Annotated in this window: 15 protein-coding genes; 10 read left to right on the top strand and 5 right to left on the bottom strand. The window is 63.8% G+C overall.

Going from position 1 to position 18,437, the window contains the following annotated elements; genetic code table 11:
• The first annotated feature begins 25 nt into the window (after positions 1–25).
• Both pyrE and HY852_RS03740 read left to right on the top strand, forming a co-directional pair.
• Positions 26–589 carry an orotate phosphoribosyltransferase gene (gene pyrE / locus HY852_RS03745; protein WP_291602753.1) on the top strand — a complete coding sequence of 188 codons (564 nt, stop codon included), beginning with the start codon at positions 26–28 and terminating at the stop codon, positions 587–589.
• Positions 590–858: 269 nt separating this feature from the next.
• Positions 859–1,623, top strand: a complete 765-nt coding sequence (locus HY852_RS03740) for a DUF2865 domain-containing protein (RefSeq protein ID WP_291602751.1) — start codon at positions 859–861, stop codon at positions 1,621–1,623.
• 136 nt (positions 1,624–1,759) lie between these two features.
• On the opposite strand, the gene HY852_RS03735 is transcribed toward HY852_RS03740, so the two are convergent.
• A complete protein-coding gene (locus HY852_RS03735) occupies positions 1,760–2,191 on the bottom strand; it encodes a hypothetical protein (RefSeq protein ID WP_291602749.1) in 432 nt (143 codons plus the stop codon).
• 615 nt (positions 2,192–2,806) lie between these two features.
• Between HY852_RS03735 and HY852_RS03730 the strand changes: the two genes are divergently transcribed.
• Both HY852_RS03730 and HY852_RS03725 read left to right on the top strand, forming a co-directional pair.
• On the top strand, positions 2,807–5,326 hold the full coding sequence (locus tag HY852_RS03730) for a glycogen/starch/alpha-glucan phosphorylase (protein ID WP_291602746.1): 2,520 nt from the start codon (positions 2,807–2,809) through the stop codon (positions 5,324–5,326).
• Positions 5,327–5,555: 229 nt separating this feature from the next.
• A complete protein-coding gene (locus HY852_RS03725) occupies positions 5,556–6,371 on the top strand; it encodes a thioesterase family protein (protein WP_291602744.1) in 816 nt (271 codons plus the stop codon).
• 98 nt (positions 6,372–6,469) lie between these two features.
• Here HY852_RS03725 and HY852_RS03720 read toward each other — a convergent pair whose 3' ends face one another.
• The 3 genes from HY852_RS03720 to HY852_RS03710 all read right to left on the bottom strand — a co-directional run bounded on the left by HY852_RS03720 (position 6,470) and on the right by HY852_RS03710 (position 11,768).
• Positions 6,470–8,086, bottom strand: a complete 1,617-nt coding sequence (locus HY852_RS03720) for a phosphoenolpyruvate carboxykinase (RefSeq protein ID WP_291602743.1) — start codon at positions 8,084–8,086, stop codon at positions 6,470–6,472.
• Positions 8,087–8,366: 280 nt separating this feature from the next.
• Positions 8,367–10,958 (bottom strand): tetratricopeptide repeat protein, encoded by a 2,592-nt coding sequence (locus tag HY852_RS03715; RefSeq protein WP_291602742.1) that lies wholly within the window; start codon positions 10,956–10,958, stop codon positions 8,367–8,369.
• 51 nt (positions 10,959–11,009) lie between these two features.
• Positions 11,010–11,768, bottom strand: coding sequence for a DUF2470 domain-containing protein (locus HY852_RS03710; protein ID WP_291602739.1), 759 nt, complete (start codon positions 11,766–11,768; stop codon positions 11,010–11,012).
• A gap of 214 nt (positions 11,769–11,982) precedes the next feature.
• Here HY852_RS03710 and HY852_RS03705 point away from each other — a divergent pair, with 214 nt between their 5' ends.
• From HY852_RS03705 to HY852_RS03685, 5 genes are all read left to right on the top strand, one after another.
• A complete protein-coding gene (locus HY852_RS03705; protein ID WP_291602738.1) occupies positions 11,983–12,684 on the top strand; it encodes a response regulator transcription factor in 702 nt (233 codons plus the stop codon).
• Between the two features lie 102 nt (positions 12,685–12,786).
• Entirely contained in the window at positions 12,787–14,592 is a 1,806-nt protein-coding gene (locus HY852_RS03700) for a sensor histidine kinase (RefSeq protein ID WP_291602737.1), read from the top strand.
• Positions 14,589–15,113, top strand: coding sequence for an HPr kinase/phosphorylase (locus HY852_RS03695; RefSeq protein WP_291602735.1), 525 nt, complete (start codon positions 14,589–14,591; stop codon positions 15,111–15,113). The genes HY852_RS03700 and HY852_RS03695 overlap by 4 nt, the downstream gene beginning before the upstream one ends.
• Positions 15,114–15,244: 131 nt before the next feature.
• A complete protein-coding gene (locus HY852_RS03690; protein WP_291602804.1) occupies positions 15,245–15,646 on the top strand; it encodes a PTS sugar transporter subunit IIA in 402 nt (133 codons plus the stop codon).
• The gene (locus tag HY852_RS03685) at positions 15,643–15,975 is read left to right on the top strand and encodes an HPr family phosphocarrier protein (protein ID WP_291602733.1); all 333 of its coding nucleotides are present in this window, start codon (positions 15,643–15,645) and stop codon (positions 15,973–15,975) included. Before HY852_RS03690 ends, HY852_RS03685 begins: the two co-directional genes overlap by 4 nt.
• 120 nt (positions 15,976–16,095) lie before the next feature.
• On the opposite strand, the gene HY852_RS03680 is transcribed toward HY852_RS03685, so the two are convergent.
• A complete protein-coding gene (locus HY852_RS03680; protein WP_291602731.1) occupies positions 16,096–17,721 on the bottom strand; it encodes a glycosyltransferase family 39 protein in 1,626 nt (541 codons plus the stop codon).
• Positions 17,722–17,835: 114 nt separating this feature from the next.
• Between HY852_RS03680 and HY852_RS03675 the strand changes: the two genes are divergently transcribed.
• On the top strand, positions 17,836–18,437 hold a 602-nt coding region (locus HY852_RS03675; protein ID WP_291602729.1), incomplete at its 3' end, for a GTP-binding protein.

Raw genomic sequence — 18,437 nt, 5'->3', positions numbered from 1 at the left:
AACATATAGACCTTAAGAGAACGCCGTGTCGAAATCAGCCTCCCGCGCCCGCCTTCACGACATCATCCGCAAGCGCTCGTTCGGACGCGGCGAGATCACGCTCGCCTCGGGACGCAAGAGCGATTTCTATTTCAACCTCAAGCCGACCATGCTCGATCCAGAGGGCGCGGCGCTCCTCGCCGAGCTCACCTACGAAGCGCTGAAGGACGACCAGCTCGACTTTGTCGGCGGGCTGGAGATGGGCGCGGTGCCGCTCGCCGGCGCCATCGCCCAGCTGTCCTGGCTCAAGGGCCATCCGATCGCGGCCTTTTTCGTCCGCAAGAAGCCGAAGGAGCACGGCGCGCGTCTGGCGATCGAGGGATTGGCCAAGGACGAGAATCTTCAGGGCAAGCGCGTGGTCGTGGTCGAGGACGTCACCACCACCGGCGGCTCGGCGATGAAGGCGGTCGAGGCCTTGCGCGAAGCCGGCGCCAACGTCGTGCTGGTCTTCACGATGGTCGACCGCGAGGAGGGCGCGAGCGAAACCTTCGCGCAGGCCGGCATCCCCTTCCGTTCGCTCTACAAGGCCTCGGAATTCTTGAAGAGCTGATCGCTTCAGCCAAGGCCGTCATGCCGTCCTCTGCCGGGCGTCCACATCTTGGCCGATCGATTCAAGAATTTCGTGGACGGCCCGGACAAGCCCGGCCATGACGGATGCGCGCCTCTTTTCCGGCAAAGCGGCGCGCCGGTGACCGCTCATTTACCATCCAACGCTATGATCAACCCAAAGCTGAGGCACGGCCTCGGCATGGTCAGTTGCGTGCGGTGGAGTAAGCGTTGCGTAGAGAGTGGTCGGTTGCGCGAAGGCGGCGCCGCGTGATGTCAATTGCCGCCGCCACGATCGCCATGCCGCTCCTCTTGGCACCGGCGCCGGTTTCGGCCGAGAACCTGTTCGATTTCCTGTTCGGCGGTTTCCAGAGGCCCCAGCGCGAAGTGCCGGCGCAGGCGAACTCCTATGCCGATCCCGGCGGGTGGCAACCCTACGGCAATCAGCAGCCTGTATCCCGTCCGGTCATGGCCGGCTCGGGACCCGCCTTCTGTGTGCGCACCTGTGACGGCAAGTACTTTCCGCTGATGCGCGGCAGCGCGTCGCCGGCGCAAATGTGCCAGGCGTTCTGCCCAGCCAGCGTCACCAAGGTCTATTTCGGCTCCAATATCGACGGTGCCCATGCCGCCACCGGCGAGCGCTATGCCGACAGCGAGAACGCCTATGCCTACCGCAAGGCGCTGCGCGCGGACTGCACCTGCAACGGGCGCGATCCCGCCGGACTCGCGCCGATCGACGTCGCCCTCGACACGTCGCTGCGACCTGGCGATGTCATCGCTACCACCGATGGATTGGTTGCCTATTCGGGCGTCCGCATCGGCAACAACCAGGCCGCGGAATTCACGCCGGTTGCGTCCTATCCCGGGCTGACCCCGGAGGTGCGCGCGCGGCTCGGGGTGATGAAGGTCGCTCCGGTGCGCGCCGAGATGGTGACCGGCGACGCGCCGATCTCCGATGCGGCTCACGAAGCTCCACCTACCTTGATCGAGGTGCCGAAGCTATCGCCAAAATCCGCCAAACGCGCGGCGGTGGAGTAGATCCTCATGGTGAGGAGGCGTGCATGCGCCGTCTCCGAACGATGCTTCGCATCGCCGGCAGAACCATGAGGCCTCCCGCGGCCTCATCCTATCGAGACGCCGCTTGCGCGGCTTCTCAGGATGGCGGGCAACCTTCTCACCTTCCGATGATCACGCCGATGACGTTCGGCGCCGCGAGGTATTTTTCCTCGATCGCTGCACGCGCGGCGGCGCGGTTCTCCGGTGTCAGAAATCCGCGCTTCTCCGCGAGGATCATCCAGCAGAAACCCCACCAATCGGTCAGCATGCCGCTGTCATCAACGAGGTCGTAGCCCTGCTCGGCGGCAAAAATGCGCGCATGCGCCTCGTCCAGGGTATCGAGGAACAGATGATCGTCGGCGGAAAATAGCTCGTCGCTGAAATCGTCGGTGGTGTAGCCCCAGATCGACTGGCACACCGCGTTGAATTCGCGGTCGATCTCATCGTCATTCACCGGCCGGTGGCGCGCCGCTTGATGCAGGCGCGACAGCGAGCGCGCAAAGTCGCCAATGCGGGTGAGGGCAAATTGATCAAAAGCGATAGTGGACATGTAGTCCTCGCAAAGTCGGACAGACCCTAGATATTGTGTCGGCGATACGCCGAATCACAATGATATATCAGTCACTTGCTAAAGTGTTCTTAATTTGTTCGCCCGTCCATTTTCGTCCCTGATCAAGGCGAGGCGAAGAGGCTCCGGCCACGGTGTGCGCTTCGATCTGCCAAAGCGGCCCGTCCCATTCCGAGGGGAGCGCGTCGGTGTCTCAAACGATGCTGATGAACGGCGCCAATCGGAAATCCCATTCACTGAGCCGGGCCGCATCAAGTGATGCAAAGATTTTTCGCGCCCCCTCGAGCTAGGAAAGATTGCTCAACAGCATCTCTTTGGCAGCAAGACGTATGGTGCGGCGGGCGGCGATGATTTCGCCTTGGTTCCAGTTCATGAGATCTTCACTCGCAGCCTCTTACTGTAAGCGCCTTGCCTTACAGGGCCCCGATCCGCCCGGCCGTATGGCGCCGCAACCCGGCGGGTTCAGGTGGATTTGGCGGCCCGGTCCTTGCGGGGAACCTTTGGGGCAACCAGGCAACCCGCACCCGCGGCAACCCGGGTTTCGGTTGCGCAGCAAGGCGCGTATGATTTGGCTTGTCACACTGTCAGGATGCGAAGTTGCACGATCAGTTGTTCCATTATCCGACGCCCGACCACCCGATTGATGAACTGACGCTTGCCGAGATCAAGGGCGCGATCCTGGCCAAGCTGCGGCTCGCCATCGGCAAGGACGCAAGCGTGGCGACGCGGCACGACTGGTACAAGGCTGCAGCGCTCGCCTTGCGCGACCGCATCGTGCACCGATGGCTGACCTCCGAGAAGGAGAGCTACGATGCCGGCCGCAAGCGGGTCTACTATCTGTCGCTCGAGTTCCTGATCGGGCGGCTGTTCAGCGACGCGCTGAACAATATGGGGCTGCTGTCCGTGTTCGACGCGGCGCTCGGCGACCTCGGCGTCAATCTGTCGGACCTGCGCAAATGCGAGCCAGATGCGGCGCTGGGCAACGGCGGTCTTGGGCGTCTTGCCGCCTGCTTCATGGAAAGCATGGCGACGCTGGCCATTCCGGCAATCGGCTATGGCATCCGCTACGATTTCGGGCTGTTCCGCCAGTTCATCAACAACGGCTGGCAGCAGGAATATCCGGACGAATGGCTGAGCTTTGGCAACCCCTGGGAACTGCAGCGGCCGGAAGTGGTCTACCAGATCCATTTCGGCGGCGGCGTCGAACATGTCGACGACAAGGGGCGCGACCGCGCGATCTGGCATCCGGCGGAGACCGTGCAGGCGGTCGCCTACGACACCCCGATCGTCGGCTGGCGCGGCCAGCACGTCAACGCGCTGAGGCTGTGGTCGGCGCGGGCGTCCGACCCGCTGAGGCTCGACGTCTTCAACACCGGCGACTATGTCAGCGCCAGCGCCGAGGAGGCGCGGGCCGAGGCGATCTGCAAGTTCCTCTATCCGAACGACGAAAGCCACGCCGGCCGCGAGCTGCGGCTCCGGCAGGAATATTTCTTCGTCTCCGCTTCGCTGCAGGATCTCGTCAAGCGCCACATGACCGCCGACGGGCAGCTGCGCAGCCTCGCCATGAAAGTGGCGGTGCAGCTCAACGACACGCATCCGAGTCTCGCGGTCGCCGAGCTGATGCGGATCCTGATCGACCTGCACAACTTCCGCTGGGACGAGGCCTGGAAGATCACTGTCGCGACACTGTCCTACACCAACCACACGCTGCTTCCCGAAGCGCTGGAGACCTGGCCCGTCGAACTGTTCGAGCGGCTGTTGCCGCGGCACCTGGAGATCATCTACCGCATCAACGTCAACCATCTGGCGTTGGCGGAAGCGCGCTGCCCCGGCGACATCGATTTCCGCGCCTCGGTCTCGCTGATCGACGAGAAGAGCGGTCGGCGCGTGCGGATGGGGCAGCTGGCGTTCGTCGGCTCGCACCGTATCAACGGCGTCTCGGCGATGCATTCCGATTTGATGCGCGAGACCGTCTTCCACGATCTGAACCATCTCTATCCCAGCCGCATCGTCAACAAGACCAACGGCATCACCTTCCGGCGCTGGCTGATGCTCGCCAATCCGAAGCTGACAAAACTGTTGCGCGAGGCCTGCGGCAACGCCGTGCTCGACGATCCGAACAGGCTGGAACTGCTGGAGGCGCGCGCCAGCGACAATGCATTCCAGCAGCAATTCCGTAGCGTGAAGCGCCACAACAAGATGGCACTGGCGCGCCTGATTGCCGAGCGGCTCAACATCTGGGTCGACCCTGGCGCGCTGTTCGACGTGCAGATCAAGCGCATCCACGAATACAAGCGTCAGCTCCTCAATATCCTGGAGACGATTGCCCTCTATCAGGCAATCAAGGACGATCCCAACCGCGACTGGGTACCGCGCGTGAAGATCTTCGCCGGCAAGGCGGCGGCGAGCTACCGCTACGCCAAGCTGATCATCAAGCTGATCAATGACGTCGCCGAGATCGTCAACAACGACGCATCGATCCGCGGTCTTCTCAAGGTCGCGTTCCTGCCGGACTACAACGTCAGCCTCGCGGAAGTGATCATCCCCGCCGCCGACCTCTCCGAGCAGATCTCCACCGCCGGCATGGAGGCCTCCGGGACCGGCAACATGAAGCTGGCGCTGAACGGTGCAATTACGATCGGCACGCTGGACGGCGCCAATATCGAAATCCGCGATCATGTCGGCGCCGAAAACATCGCGATCTTCGGCATGGAGGCGATGGACGTCATTGTACGACGAAAGCAGGGGCTCGATGCTTCCGACGCGATCCGCAACTCGCCGCGGCTGGCGCGCGCCATCGATGCGATCGGCAGCGGGGAGTTCTCGCCCGGCGATCCCCGCCGCTTCGAGTCGATCGCGCATGCGCTCCGGTATCTCGACCACTACATGGTCAGCGCCGATTTCGATTCCTACTACGAGTGCCAGCGCGGCATTGATGCGCGCTGGCAGGTGGTGCCGGCATGGACACGTGCCGCCATCCTCAACGTAGCCCGCATGGCGTGGTTCTCCTCCGACCGCACCATTCGCGAATATGCCGAGGAGATCTGGACCGTGCCCGTGCACCCCGCTCCGGGCCCGCTGCAGGAAGAAGAACTTCAGCGCGGCGCCACGCGCTGAAATTCCGGCACGCGAAATCAGCATTACCCGGAACGTCATTGAATTTATTTCGGCGGCGGCGATACTGGGACTAATGCTTCAGCTCGTCTTTGCGAGCCAACGGGTCGCGCGAATACGCGCCCGATGACAGGCGCGCAAAGCAATCCAGAAACATCGCCATGCAACTGGTCTGGATTGCTTCGTCGCTTCGCTCCTCGCAAAGACGGATTGGCAGGTTGCGAGGAATGCGATGCTCACAAGATCCACCCACGTGTTCGACGATGCCACGCGTGTCACCGCCGGCGACAGCCGCTGGCGGGGACACACCAGCGATGACTACTGGGCCTTTGTCGGTCCGTTCGGCGGGGTCACAGCCGCCACCATCCTGCGCGCGCTGATCGAGCATCCGCAATGCTCCGGCGATCCGTTGGCGCTGACCGTGAATTTCTGCGCCCCCATCGCTCAAGGCCCGTTCGACCTCGACGTCCGCCTGGTGAAAGCGAACCGTTCCACCCAGCACTGGTGCGTCGAGCTTTCGCAAGACGGCGGAGACGTCGCGACGCTCGCGACCGCCGTGTTCGCCGAACGGCGCCCATCCTGGTCGCACCAGCCGGTAACACCGCCGGACGCAAAGCCGTTCGAAGAGACGTTGCCCTTCGCCAAGCTCAGCATGTCCTGGGTCAAGCAGTACGACTTCCGCTTTGTCGAGGGCGAACTCAAAGTCGGCACGCCGCACGCCGCGCCGTCCAGCGCCTATTCGAAATTGTGGATCAGTGACCGCGTGCCGAGAAACATCGATTGCCTCTCTCTGATGTCGATGTCGGACGCCTTCTTCGGCCGCATCTTCCATGCCAAGGGCGAAATGGTCCCGTTCGGAACCGTCTCGATCACGACCTATTTTCACGCCGCCACCGAAGAGCTCGCGGCCGAGGACATCACGCGCGTGCTCGCGGTCGCCGACGCCAAGATCTTCCACCGCAGCTACGGCGACCAGCACGGCGAATTGTGGTCGCCGAGCGGCCGCCTGCTCGCGACCACGACCCAGATCGCCTATTTCAAGGCGTAGCTCGTGATGCGCGGGCCTGATCCGCGCATCCGTCACAACAAGTGTTTTCGCCTTGAGCCGTATTGCCGGGACAGACCCGGCAATGACGCCGTGTGAATCTACTCCGCCGCGAGCCGCAGGTCCGGTGCGGCCGCGCGCACATCGGGATCGACCTGGGCCTCGAACTTGGCGAAGTTCTTCTGGAACATGCCAATTAGCGCACGGGCCGTCCTGTCGAACTCGCCCTTGTCGTGCCAGGTGTTGACCGGATTGAGGATCTCGCTCGGCACGCCCGGCAGCGCCGTGGGCACCGCAAAGCCGAAATACTTGTCGGTGCGGAATTCGACGTTGCGCAGGGAACCATCGAGCGCCGCGGTGAGCAGCGCGCGCGTCACCTTGATCGGCATGCGGCTGCCGACGCCGTACTTGCCGCCGGTCCACCCGGTATTGACCAGCCAGCAGTCGACATCGTGCCCTGCGATCAAATCGCGCAGCATGTTGCCGTAGACCGATGGATCGAGCGGCAGGAAGGGCGAGCCGAAGCAGGTGGAGAATTCCGGCTGCGGCTCGTTGCCGAGGCCGCGCTCGGTGCCGGCGACCTTGGCGGTGTAGCCGGAGAGGAAATGATACATCGCCTGCGCCGGCGACAGTTTGGCGATCGGCGGCAGCACGCCGAAGGCGTCGGCGGCCAGCATCACCACGTTCTTCGGATGCGGCGCCCTGCCGGTCCGCGAGGCGTTGGGGATGAAATCGAGCGGATAGGCAGAGCGGGTGTTCTCGGTCTTGGAACCGTCGTTGAAGTCCACCTCCCGGGTGTCCTCGTTGAGCACCACGTTTTCCAGCACCGCGCCGAAGCGTTTGCTGGCCGCCCAGATCTCGGGCTCGGCTTCCTTCGACAGCTTGATGCATTTGGCATAGCAGCCGCCTTCGAAATTGAAGACGCCTTCTGGACCCCAGCCATGCTCGTCGTCCCCGATCAGCGTGCGCTTCGGGTCGGCCGACAGCGTGGTCTTGCCGGTGCCGGAGAGGCCGAAGAAGATCGCAGTGTCACCCGCAGGCCCGACGTTGGCCGAGCAGTGCATCGGCATCACGCCGCGCTCGGGCAGGTAATAGTTCAGCGTCGTGAAAACCGACTTCTTCATCTCGCCGGCATAATAGGACCCGCCGATCAGGACGATCCTGCGGGCGAAATCGATTGCAACCACGTTCTCCGAGCGCACGCCGTGTCGTTCGGGATCGGCGCGGAAGCTCGGCATATCGATCATGGTGAGCTCGGGCACGAAGGTCGAGAGCTCGATCGCCTGCGGCCGGATCAGAAGGGTGCGGATGAACAGCGAATGCCAGGCGAGCTCGGTGAAGACCCGTGTCTTGATCCGGTAGGTTGGATCGGCGCCGCCATAGAGATCTTGCGCATAAAGCGTCTTGCCTTCGGCGTGCTCGAGGAAATCCCTATACAATGCTTCGAACTGCTCGGACGTGATCGACTGATTACCGGCCCACCACATCCTCTTGTCGGTGGTGCCGTCGCGGACGGTGAACTTGTCCTTCGGGCTGCGGCCGGTGAATTCGCCGGTGTCCGCACAAAGCGCGCCGTCGGCCGAGAGCACCGCCTCGCCTGCGGCCAGTGAATATTGGTACAGCTGGGGCGCACCCAGATTCCAGTGCACCCGTTTGAGATTCTGAAGGCCGAATTTGTCGGCGCCGAAGGCGCCGTTGCGCACGCCGGTTTCTTGCACGAACCATCCTCCTCGAATCCGCGTTGTCGTTCGGTGCAGCCTGCCCAAGCTGCCCGTCGTCGCGGCGACCGTTACGTTGAAGCCGTCGGTCTTATCTGAGCGACCTTAGTGATGAACGCCGGTATTGCCAAGCCGATCCCGCGCGACTTGATCAATTTGGAACCTCAACGTCGAATCTGCCTTTCGGACAGGCACTCGGTGCAACAATCGGGCGCATTGCGGCATTCACGCGCGTGCGAGATCGAACACGCCGCATCGCACAATTGGCACGATCACGTGATTATCGTGCGGCTCCCTCGCCGATCAGCGCAAAGGGAGCCCACAACGCGGGGTACGCGTTCCGCGGTGAAGACGAATCCTCAAGGTAGGTCAGCATTGCGCGGCGCAATGCCTCCGCGCGGCCCATGCGCGGATCGTCTCTCAAAAGATCAAAGGTCGACGTCGTGAGCCGGGTCGCCGCCTCCGAGTCGACGGCCCAATGCGAAACGAGCAGCGCGCGCGCTCCCGCATAGAAGAAGGACCGTGCCAGTCCCGACAGCGCTTCGGCTCCCGGCTTGTCGCCGGCAATGGTGTTGCAGGCGGACAGGACCACCCAGTCGGCATTCAGCTTGAGCTGCGCGACTTCGCTCGCCGTGAGCAGCCCGTCGTCGAAGTCGGACGCAACCGCGGGAATGGACAATGCAAGCGAGGGCTCGCCCAATCCCTTGACGTCGCCGGCGACCAGCCCGTGGGTTGCGAAATAGACGATGCTGTAGTCGGCAAGTCGTGCGCGCTTGACCGTCGTTTCGCTCGCATCTCTGCCGAGATGGACGTCCGAAGGCGCGGCGCCGACGTCCTTTGCCACGGCGTTTAGCTCGTCCGCGGTGTCGGGCAATTGCGGCAGCGCCTGCGCAAGCCGGGCGCGATCGACGCCCGCGCCCTGCCAGAAATCGCTGTAGGCGATGGTCGCGATGTTGCGCGCGGCGACCTTGGGCCGGGTTGTTCTCTTGTCCGAGAGTCCTTCCTGACCCGGATTGAACAAGGGATCACCGAACCCGGTCATTGGTTTGACGCCCTGGTCCTTGCGCGCGAACGCGCGCAAGGATTTCAGGCTCGCCACCGACGGCAGCACCGAGACGGCCTGACGCCGCAGCAGCCAGGCGGCGTTCCGGTAGCCGTCGAGCTTTTCGGGAATCGCCGCAGGCGGCTTCTCGGTGACCAGGAGATGGAAGGGCAGGGCCGTCAGCGCGCCTGACGGCACCACGAGCAGGCTGCGCCTGTCCTTCGTGAGCGCCTCGACCGGGCCGAGCAGCGCCACATAAAGCTCGTTGGCGAGCGCAAGATCAAACAAACCTGCCTTGCCGGTAGCATCGCTCGCCTTGCCGACGTCGAGGCCGCGGCGGAAGGCGGCTATCTTTTGCGTGATCGCGTCGCTGCCCAGGGGCGTCTGTTTCCAGTCGATGCCATCGCGCGTGATCGCGACCACGTAGCTTTCCTTGTCGACGACCGAGTACAGCACCATGGCTTCGTCGGTCGACAGAAGCGCCTGAATCTCCTTTGCCGTCAGCGGCAGGGGGTTGGAGAGCGCGGCGTAGTCGGGAAATTCGACCGCCAGGATCTTCTGCAGACCGGCTCGCTCGGCGGAAATGGCGGCCAGCCGTTGCCGGCTGCGCTGTTCCGCGGCGGCATCGCGCTTGGCGGCCTCCTTGGAGACCGCGGCGATGATCGACTTGTCGAGCGCCTCCGCTTCCGCGCCGAGGTCCTGGTCCTTGCGGACCAGCTCGGCAAGCCGGTCGCTGCCGGCGGCAAGGCGCACCGCGAGCTTGTTCACCGCGGACGCGGCGGAAGATTGCGTGCCGCGCTGGATTGCGCCGAGCGCGTCATCCAGCGCCTTGTCTTGCGGCATCAATTGCTGTTGCCGAGCCGCAAACAGGACCGGAAGCGCCACGCGCAGCTGCGCGCGACGGCCCGCGGTCATCCGTTCCACCAGCGGCAAGGCATCCGCGGTGCGGCCCTGAGCCTGGTAGAGTGCAGCGAGATTGTTCACTGAGGCGGCCGTGTCGGGATGATCGGGACCGACGGCGGCTTCGCGGATGGCAAGCGCGCGCTTGAACAGCGGCTCGGCCTCGACAAAGCGTCTTTCGCGCTGATAGAGGTCCGCCAGATTGTTCAGCGAGCGTGCGACGTCGGGATGGCTCGGTCCGAACCGCCTTTCGCGGATCGCAAGCGAGCGCTTGATCAATGGCTCGGCGTCGCCGTCGCGTCCCTCGGCCTTGTAGACCTGCCCCAGATTGTTCAGGAGTGTTGCGACCGCGGGATGTTCCGGACCCGCCGCCTTCTCGTAAATCGCGAGCGCGCGCTTGAACAGCGGTTCGGAATCGGCATGGCGGTCCTGGCGCTCATAGAAGGTCGCGAGATTATTCAGGGCCTGACCTACGTCGGGATGACCGGCCGAAAGCGACCTTTCGCGGAGCACAAGCGCGCGCTTGAACAACGGCTCGGCTTCCGAGTAGCGGAGCTGCCGCTGGTAGAGCGCACCGAGATTGTTCAGCAGAGGCGCCATCTCGACGGAATCGACACCGACCGCCTTTTCCATGGTGGCAATCGCGCGCTTGAATATCGGCTCGGCATCTGCGTCCCGACCGACGTCGCCATAGAGCTGCGCGACATTGTTCAGCGCGCCCGCAACATCGCGATTGGGCGGGCCCTTCTCGAGATTCGCCAACATGGCTTGCGCCAGCGCGATCGCCTCAGCGTATTTTCCGGCGCGGCCAAGTTCGATCACCTTGCCGCTCTGCGCCGCCAGGCCTTCGGCAGATGACGGGCTGGCCAGGCAGGCGCACGCGGCCAGCGCCACGCACACTGTCAGCGCCACTCGATTGCATCTTTTCATGGGAACTCTCGCGCGAAATCTGCCATAGGTCGCAGCGAGGCGCCCCGCCGTTCAAGGAACCTTGCCAAGGGAACCCAGCTCTTTTTTTCTGGCTTCATCCGCCAACTGCACAAGCGTCTTGCGCAGCTCCAAAGGCGTGCTGACGGGCTGGGGGAACTCGAGCCGGAGCACGGTCTGGCCCGACTGCATGTCGATACCTTCTGGGTCGCAGCCGGAGCAGCGCCAGTCGGCTTCGGCCGCCGCAAGCAGCCGCCTCGCGTAGAGATTCATCGTGTCGCGATGGTCGGTGTTCATGTGCTCGATGATATCGGGTTCGGCTTCTACCAGCGCCTCGGCACCGGCGAGGTCGATGATGAACCGGTCGGCCTTAAGATCCAGGATCCGGCCGAATCCGGCAACCAGATGGGTCCATGCCGGGTGAATCCGGTAGAACGAAAAATCTGCAAAGGAAACAAATGCTTCCGCGGACGGATGGGCACTGAGGTAGCGGCGGCGAACCAGTTCCAGCTCGCTTTGCGCCGCCGCCTCGGCCTTGCCGACCAGCATGATTCGCGCCCCCTCCAGCGGATCACCGGGCGCCCGCTCATCCAGCATCAGCGACACCCGGTTGTCGGCAAGAATATTCCTGGTGTGGACCGCCAGGGCCGAGATCAGGAGGATCGGCGAACCATCAGGATGGCTCGCGACATTGGCCAGCGCGCAGTAGGGATCGCCGGTCCCGGTCATCAACGTCGCCAAGGCGCCCTGCCGGCTGCGCCGAAGCAGGGACTTTGCGAGCTTGGCCGGGTCGAAATTGGAGGTCGGCTGCATGCTTCTTTCCTAGTCAATCGGTTGCATGACGGGGCTTATTTCAGGTAAACGGAGTCCTATATGGACGAGGCGCGTCGCCGGGCGGCGTGTTTAACGGAACTTGGTCACACTTCAGCCCAGCTTGCACTGCTCGGTGGCTGTGTTCGAAGCCCATGTATGCGGCGCATCACTGGATTGCTCGCCGTTTCTGCCACTCCAAACGGAAAGCAGGCTCATGCCCACAATCGCTTTGGTCGACGACGACCGCAACATTCTCACATCCGTCTCGATTGCGCTGGAAGCCGAAGGCTACCGTATCATGACCTACACCGACGGCGCTTCGGCGCTGGACGGCTTCCGCACCACCCAACCCGATCTCGCCATTCTCGACATCAAGATGCCGCGCATGGACGGCATGGAGACTTTGCGTCGGCTCCGGCAAAAGTCCGATCTGCCCGTGATCTTTCTCACCTCCAAGGACGAGGAGATCGACGAATTGTTCGGGCTCAAGATGGGCGCCGACGATTTCATTCGTAAGCCGTTTTCGCAGCGCCTTTTGGTCGAGCGCGTCAAGGCGGTGCTGCGCCGTGCGGCGCCGAAGGATCCGACCGCCGCGCCGAAGGAGAACGATGCCAAGGCGCTGGACCGTGGCCTTCTGCGCATGGATCCGGAGCGGCATACCTGCACCTGGAAGAACGAGCCGGTGACACTGACGGTGACGGAATTCCTGATCCTGCAGGCCCTGGCGACACGTCCGGGCGTGGTGAAAAGCCGCAACGCGCTGATGGACGCGGCGTATGACGACCAGGTCTATGTCGACGACCGGACCATCGACAGCCACATCAAACGCCTGCGCAAGAAGTTCAAGGTGGTCGATCCCGAGTTCGAGATGATCGAGACCCTTTACGGGGTGGGCTATCGCTTCAAGGAAGCCTGAGCCGAACAGTTTCGCGCGGGGTTGCTGACTGACGCGGCCGTCGGTCTGGGCTAGGATGCGGGTGCCCGCGCATGCCGGTTGAACGAAACGCAGGCTTAGCCATTGCTTGACCGAACGCAGCCTCATTCGAGCCTGAACGCCGACGAAGACGCGTCGTCGCGAGCCTTGGACAATGCTGCGGACGAAAAGCCTGTCGCGCAGGGCTGGCAGGGGCCGCTGGACTGGCTGCGCCGCGCCGGACAATTCTTCTTCGCGCTGAGCTTCTCCAGCCTCACGCGACGCATCGTCTCGCTCAACCTGGCGGGTCTGGTCGCACTGGTTGCCAGCATTCTTTATCTGTCGCAGTTCCGCGCGGGGCTAATCGACGCCCGGGCGCAAAGTCTGCTGGTGCAGGCCGAGATCATCGCCGGGGCGATTGCGGCCTCCGCAACCGTGCAGACCAACGCCATTACCATCGATCCCGAACGGCTGCTCGACCTGAAGCCGGGCGAGACCAGCGCACCGGACGAATATTCGCCGCTCGATTTTCCCATAAATCCGGAGCGCGTGGCCCCGGTGCTGCGTACCCTGATATCGCCGACCAAGACGCGGGCCCGCATCTACGACCCGAGCGGCGGCCTCCTGCTCGACAGCCGCAATCTGGAGAATGTACTGCGCTTCGACCTGCCGCCGCCCTCGGCGGAAAAGCCCGGGATTATCGAGCGCGCGCTGATCGCGGCCCGCACCTGGCTCAACCGCGGCGATCTTCCACTTTATCGCGAGCTCGGCCCCGAAAACGGCAACGGCTACGAGGAGGTCGCAGATTCGCTGAAAGGCCAGAAGCGCAGCATGGTGCGGGTCAATTCACGCGCCGAGGTGATCGTCTCGGTGGCGGTGCCGGTGCTGCGCTCGCGCGCCATCCATGGCGCGCTCATGCTCTCCACCCAGGGCGACGACATCGACCAGATGGTCACCGCGGAACGGCTGGCGATCCTGAAGGTCGGCGGGGTCGCCGCTGCCGTCATGATCATGCTGTCGCTCCTGCTCGCCAGCACGATCGCAGGCCCGGTGCGGCGTCTTGCCGACAGCGCCGAACGGATCCGCCGCCGCATCAAAACCCGCGTCGAGATCCCCGATTTCACCCGCCGCCGCGACGAGATCGGCCATCTCTCCGGCGCCCTTCGCGACATGACGGCGGCGCTCTATAATCGCATCGAGGCGATCGAAATGTTCGCCGCGGACGTCGCCCATGAACTGAAGAACCCGCTGACCTCGCTGCGTTCCGCTGTCGAGACGCTACCTCTGGCGCGCAACGACAACAGCCGGTCGCGCCTGTTGTCGGTGATCGAGCACGACGTCAAGCGGCTCGACAGGCTGATCTCCGATATCTCCGATGCCAGCCGGCTCGACGCCGAGCTGCAGCGGCAGGACGCCATGCCGGTCGAGCTGCGCCGGCTCCTCACCACCCTCACCTCGGTCGCCAACGAGACCAAGCTCGGCCACGACGTGACGGTTGAAGCCCGCTTCGAAGGCCCGAGCCCCGCCGACAGCTTCTCGGTACCGGGTCACGATTCCCGGCTGGGGCAGGTGATCTCCAACCTGTTGTCCAACGCGCAGTCCTTCTCCAATCCCGGCGGCAAGGTGCGCATCACCTGCCGGCGCGTGCGCTCGGAGATCGAGATCGTGGTTGACGACGATGGGCCGGGAATTCGCGACGATGCGCTCGAGCGGATATTCGAGCGCTTCTATACCGACCGTCCGCACCAGGGCTTCGGTCAGAATTCTGGACTGGGCCTGTCGATTTCCAAACAGATCATCGAGGCGCATGGCGGACGGATCTGGGCGGAGAACCGGCCGGGCCAGACCGGACCGGACGGCCTGCCGACGGTTGCGGGCGCGCGCTTTGTGGTCAGGCTTCCCGCGCTATGAGCCTGGAGGGAACCAGCGTTCACGCTTCGGCCGTGAGGGTTGGGAACCGGGCGGCGTTGATCCGCGGTCCCTCGGGGGCCGGCAAGTCGCGCCTCGCCTTCGATCTCATCCTGGCTGGACGGGCCGGCCTGATCGAGCCGGCAGTTCTCGTGGGCGATGACCGCGTTTATCTGGCGCCGGAGGACGGACAAGTCGTGGTCCGCCCGGCAGCCGGGTTGGCGGGACTGATCGAGATCCGCGGCCTCGGCATCCGCCGCTGCGACCATGTGGACAGCGCCGTCGTCGCCCTGGTGGTGGATCTTGATGCCCGGGACGCGGAACGCCTGCCGCGGAGCGAAGCGCTGACGACAAGTATTTGCGGTGCAAAAGTACCACGAATCCCCGTCGGCAGGGGCTTCTCGCCTGTCCCCCTGGTTATCGCCGCGCTCACGACGACGGAGAGTTCACCTTCCGGTAACCTTTCCGGCGATTGTTTGAAGGAAATTGGTAACCATATGAGCTCCACTATCGCGACCGAATAGACCGTGCGTCTCCCCCTCTTTCCCGCCAGATTCCGGGAGAATCGCAAACATCCCCTCTTGCGCGGGGGCTCTGGATGGTCAAAGTGGCGCGTTCGTGCGGTGCACCGAGAGCGCCCGCGAGGAGTTTTCGGATGATTGGTCTAGTACTTGTGACTCACGGGCGCCTTGCCGACGAATTCAAGGCGGCGCTTGAGCATGTCATGGGTCCGCAAAAGCAGATAGAGGCGATCACGATTGGCGCCGAGGATGATTCCGATCTCTGCCGCAGCGACATCATCGAAGCGGTTAATCGTGTCGACACCGGCGACGGAGTGGCCATTCTCACCGACATGTTCGGCGGAACGCCGTCCAACCTGGCTATTTCCTGCATGAGCCGTCCCAAAGTGGAAGTGCTCGCGGGCATCAATCTTCCCATGCTGGTCAAGCTGGCCAAGGTCCGCGAAGAGCGGCCGCTTCCCGAAGCGATCGCGATGGCGCAGGAAGCGGGCCGCAAATACGTCACCATCGCCAGCCGAGTGCTTGCCGGCAAATGAGCGACGACGACGCGGCGCCACTTGACGGCCAGCGCGGGCCGGGCGTGCCCGAGGGCGCAATTTCCAGGGAACTTCTCATCATCAACAAGCGCGGCCTGCACGCACGCGCTTCCGCGAAGTTCGTCCAGGCCGTCGAGCGCTTCAACGCCCAGGTGTGGGTAACGCGCGGCGCCGAGACCGTCGGCGGCACGTCGATCATGGGCCTGATGATGCTCGCCGCCGGACCGGGCACCACCATTACCGTTTCCGCCATGGGTCCGGAAGCCGAGGCGGCGCTCGCCGCCATCAGCGAGCTCGTCGCCTCCAAATTCAACGAAGAAGGCACCTGATGGCGCGCCTTCAGGCGCCGTTCCGGAATGGTTCGAAGGACCAGACCCGGAATCTCGAGATTCCCCGGTGCGCACTTGCGCACGATGGTTCGCGCTACGCGCGCCCTGGAATGACTTCGGTCACTTCGCCGGTGCTGCGATATAGACGTTCCAGATCATCGTCGGACCCGGCTGGCCGTGGAAGAAGCGGCGCGTGGTCATGACGATGCGCTCGGCGTGCGGCGCCGCCTCGGCAATCCACTTCTCGAATGCCGGCAGCCGCCCGTCCGCAGGATCGAACACCCCGATGAAGCCGAGCCGTTTCACGTCCTGCTCTGACGTCAGGCCCGCGCTCCAGATCTCGCCGGGCGTGAACGGTACCGGATGGTCGGGACTGTAGAACGACAGCGGCTGGATGTTCTCCATCATGCCCGCCACGATCGACCATCGCGAAGCAAAGCGCGTGTGCCAGGCCTGCGTCAGCTCGCGCGCAAGCTCGGCCCGCGCGCCGTAGATCGCGCCGTTGTTGGGATTGACCGCCATCTCGGTCTTCGCGATCCAGGGCGAGCCGGCCAATGTCGCCAGCGTGAGCACCAGCCAGATCGCGGCGATGTTGAACAGTGCGGCCTTAGGCACCCGCAGCGTCGGTATGGCCACCAGCGCGAGCGGCACCAGGAAGAACAGCGAGATGCCCCAGTCGGTCTTCAAGTAGATGCCGAAGGCGAGCGCGCCGAGCAGTGGGCCGATGGCGACAACCGACTGAACGATCCAGATATTGAGCGCCTGCGACAGGTTCACGCCTGCGTTGGCGCCGCGCGCCCAGTTGCGCGCGAGAAGCCCGACCGGCCTTTTCGCCAGGATCGCGCGCCACCCCGGCACCAGCACAAGCGCGAGACCCGACAGCGCCACCGGCAGCGCGAGAAGCGCCAGATTGTGCGCGACATAGCCCAGCACCAGCCGCACAACCATCCCCTGACTGGAGAGGCTGTAGACGTCGCCGGCGTAGACCAGCGGCAGGAAATGCACGCCGTAAAGCCAGGTCAAGTGCGGGATCATCGCGACGAGAAGGGTTGCGATGGCAACCCACGGCGCCGGCGAGCGCAGGAATGCGAGGCGTTCGGGATGAAGCAGCGCCGCAAGCCCGATGGCGCCGATCATGGTCAGGACCCAGTACTTGGTCATCAGCGCCAGCGCCCCGGCAAGCCCGAGCCAGATGCCGGACCGCAAGCTGCGTTTTTCGAACGCGTTGAGATAAGCCAGCACCAGCAGCGGCAGGGTAACGAGCTGCAACAGGTCGGGGTTGTATTTGAAACCCTTGAAATTGAAGATCGGGTAGAGCGCGAGCATCACCACGACCATGAACGCGCGCCGGCGGTCGACCACGCGGAGCGCGATGAACCAGCAGATGACCAGACCGATGCTCACGGTGGTCATCGCCAGGGCATAGGTCGGCCAATCGGTAACGGGGAAGACGCTGAACCACAGGCCCGCGATCCACCCCGCCAGCGGCGGATGCTTGCCGTAGCCAAGCTGGAATTTCTGACCCCAGGCAAACCCCTCCGCGACATCCATATGGATGTCCTGCGCCGCCTTCAGATTGATCAGGATGAAGGTCCACAGTACCGCGTGCAGCACGGCGAACTGGATGACCAATAGCGGGCCGCTCCTGGGATCACAGGCGCGGGCGGCAAGCCAGGCCGCCGCCCGGCGCAGGGTCGGGCGCCTTTTTGGACGCGAGGTCGCCGGCAGGAACGACGTACTTGTCATGGCCGTTGCCTAGCGCGTTTTCGGCGCAAGTGGAATCAGCTTGGCGTGAACAAAAACCCTTCAAATACTGCAATATGGTTGCCGCACGGAGACGTGAGTGGTATCCCGCGCCCCATGACCGGCCCCATTTCCAACATCCGCAATTTCTCCATTGTCGCCCATATCGATCATGGCAAATCGACGCTGGCCGACCGCCTGATCCAGATGACCGGCGGTCTGTCGGAACGCGAAATGGCGGGCAAGGAGCAGGTGCTCGATTCCATGGACATCGAGCGCGAGCGCGGCATCACCATCAAGGCGCAGACCGTCCGGCTCAACTACCGCGCCAAGGACGGCAAGGATTACATCTTCAACCTCATGGACACGCCGGGTCATGTCGACTTCGCCTACGAAGTCTCGCGTTCGCTGGCGGCGTGCGAAGGTTCCCTGCTCGTGGTCGACGCCAGCCAGGGCGTCGAGGCACAGACGCTCGCCAATGTCTACCAGGCGCTGGACAACAACCACGAGATCGTTCCGGTCCTGAACAAGATCGACCTGCCCGCCGCCGAGCCGGACAAGGTCAAGCAGCAGATCGAGGACGTGATCGGCATCGACGCCTCCGATGCCGTGATGATTTCGGCCAAGACCGGCCTCGGCATTCCCGACGTCCTGGAAGCGATCGTCAACCGCCTGCCGCCGCCCAAGGGCGACCGCGAAGCGACCTTGAAGGCGCTCCT

It is taken from the genome of Bradyrhizobium sp. (genome assembly GCF_016213215.1).
In the GTDB taxonomy this organism is placed as follows: domain Bacteria; phylum Pseudomonadota; class Alphaproteobacteria; order Rhizobiales; family Xanthobacteraceae; genus Bradyrhizobium.
This window is presented reverse-complemented; position numbering and strand designations above follow the sequence as displayed.

Coding starts and splice junctions, on each gene's coding strand:
- HY852_RS03740 (WP_291602751.1), top strand. CDS start 859: ATGTCAATTGCCGCCGCCACGATCGCCATGCCGCTCCTCTTGGCACCG.
- HY852_RS03735 (WP_291602749.1), bottom strand. CDS start 2,191: ATGTCCACTATCGCTTTTGATCAATTTGCCCTCACCCGCATTGGCGAC.
- HY852_RS03725 (WP_291602744.1), top strand. CDS start 5,556: ATGCTCACAAGATCCACCCACGTGTTCGACGATGCCACGCGTGTCACC.
- HY852_RS03715 (WP_291602742.1), bottom strand. CDS start 10,958: ATGAAAAGATGCAATCGAGTGGCGCTGACAGTGTGCGTGGCGCTGGCC.
- HY852_RS03710 (WP_291602739.1), bottom strand. CDS start 11,768: ATGCAGCCGACCTCCAATTTCGACCCGGCCAAGCTCGCAAAGTCCCTG.
- HY852_RS03705 (WP_291602738.1), top strand. CDS start 11,983: ATGCCCACAATCGCTTTGGTCGACGACGACCGCAACATTCTCACATCC.
- HY852_RS03695 (WP_291602735.1), top strand. CDS start 14,589: ATGAGCCTGGAGGGAACCAGCGTTCACGCTTCGGCCGTGAGGGTTGGG.
- HY852_RS03690 (WP_291602804.1), top strand. CDS start 15,245: ATGATTGGTCTAGTACTTGTGACTCACGGGCGCCTTGCCGACGAATTC.
- HY852_RS03685 (WP_291602733.1), top strand. CDS start 15,643: ATGAGCGACGACGACGCGGCGCCACTTGACGGCCAGCGCGGGCCGGGC.
- HY852_RS03680 (WP_291602731.1), bottom strand. CDS start 17,721: ATGACAAGTACGTCGTTCCTGCCGGCGACCTCGCGTCCAAAAAGGCGC.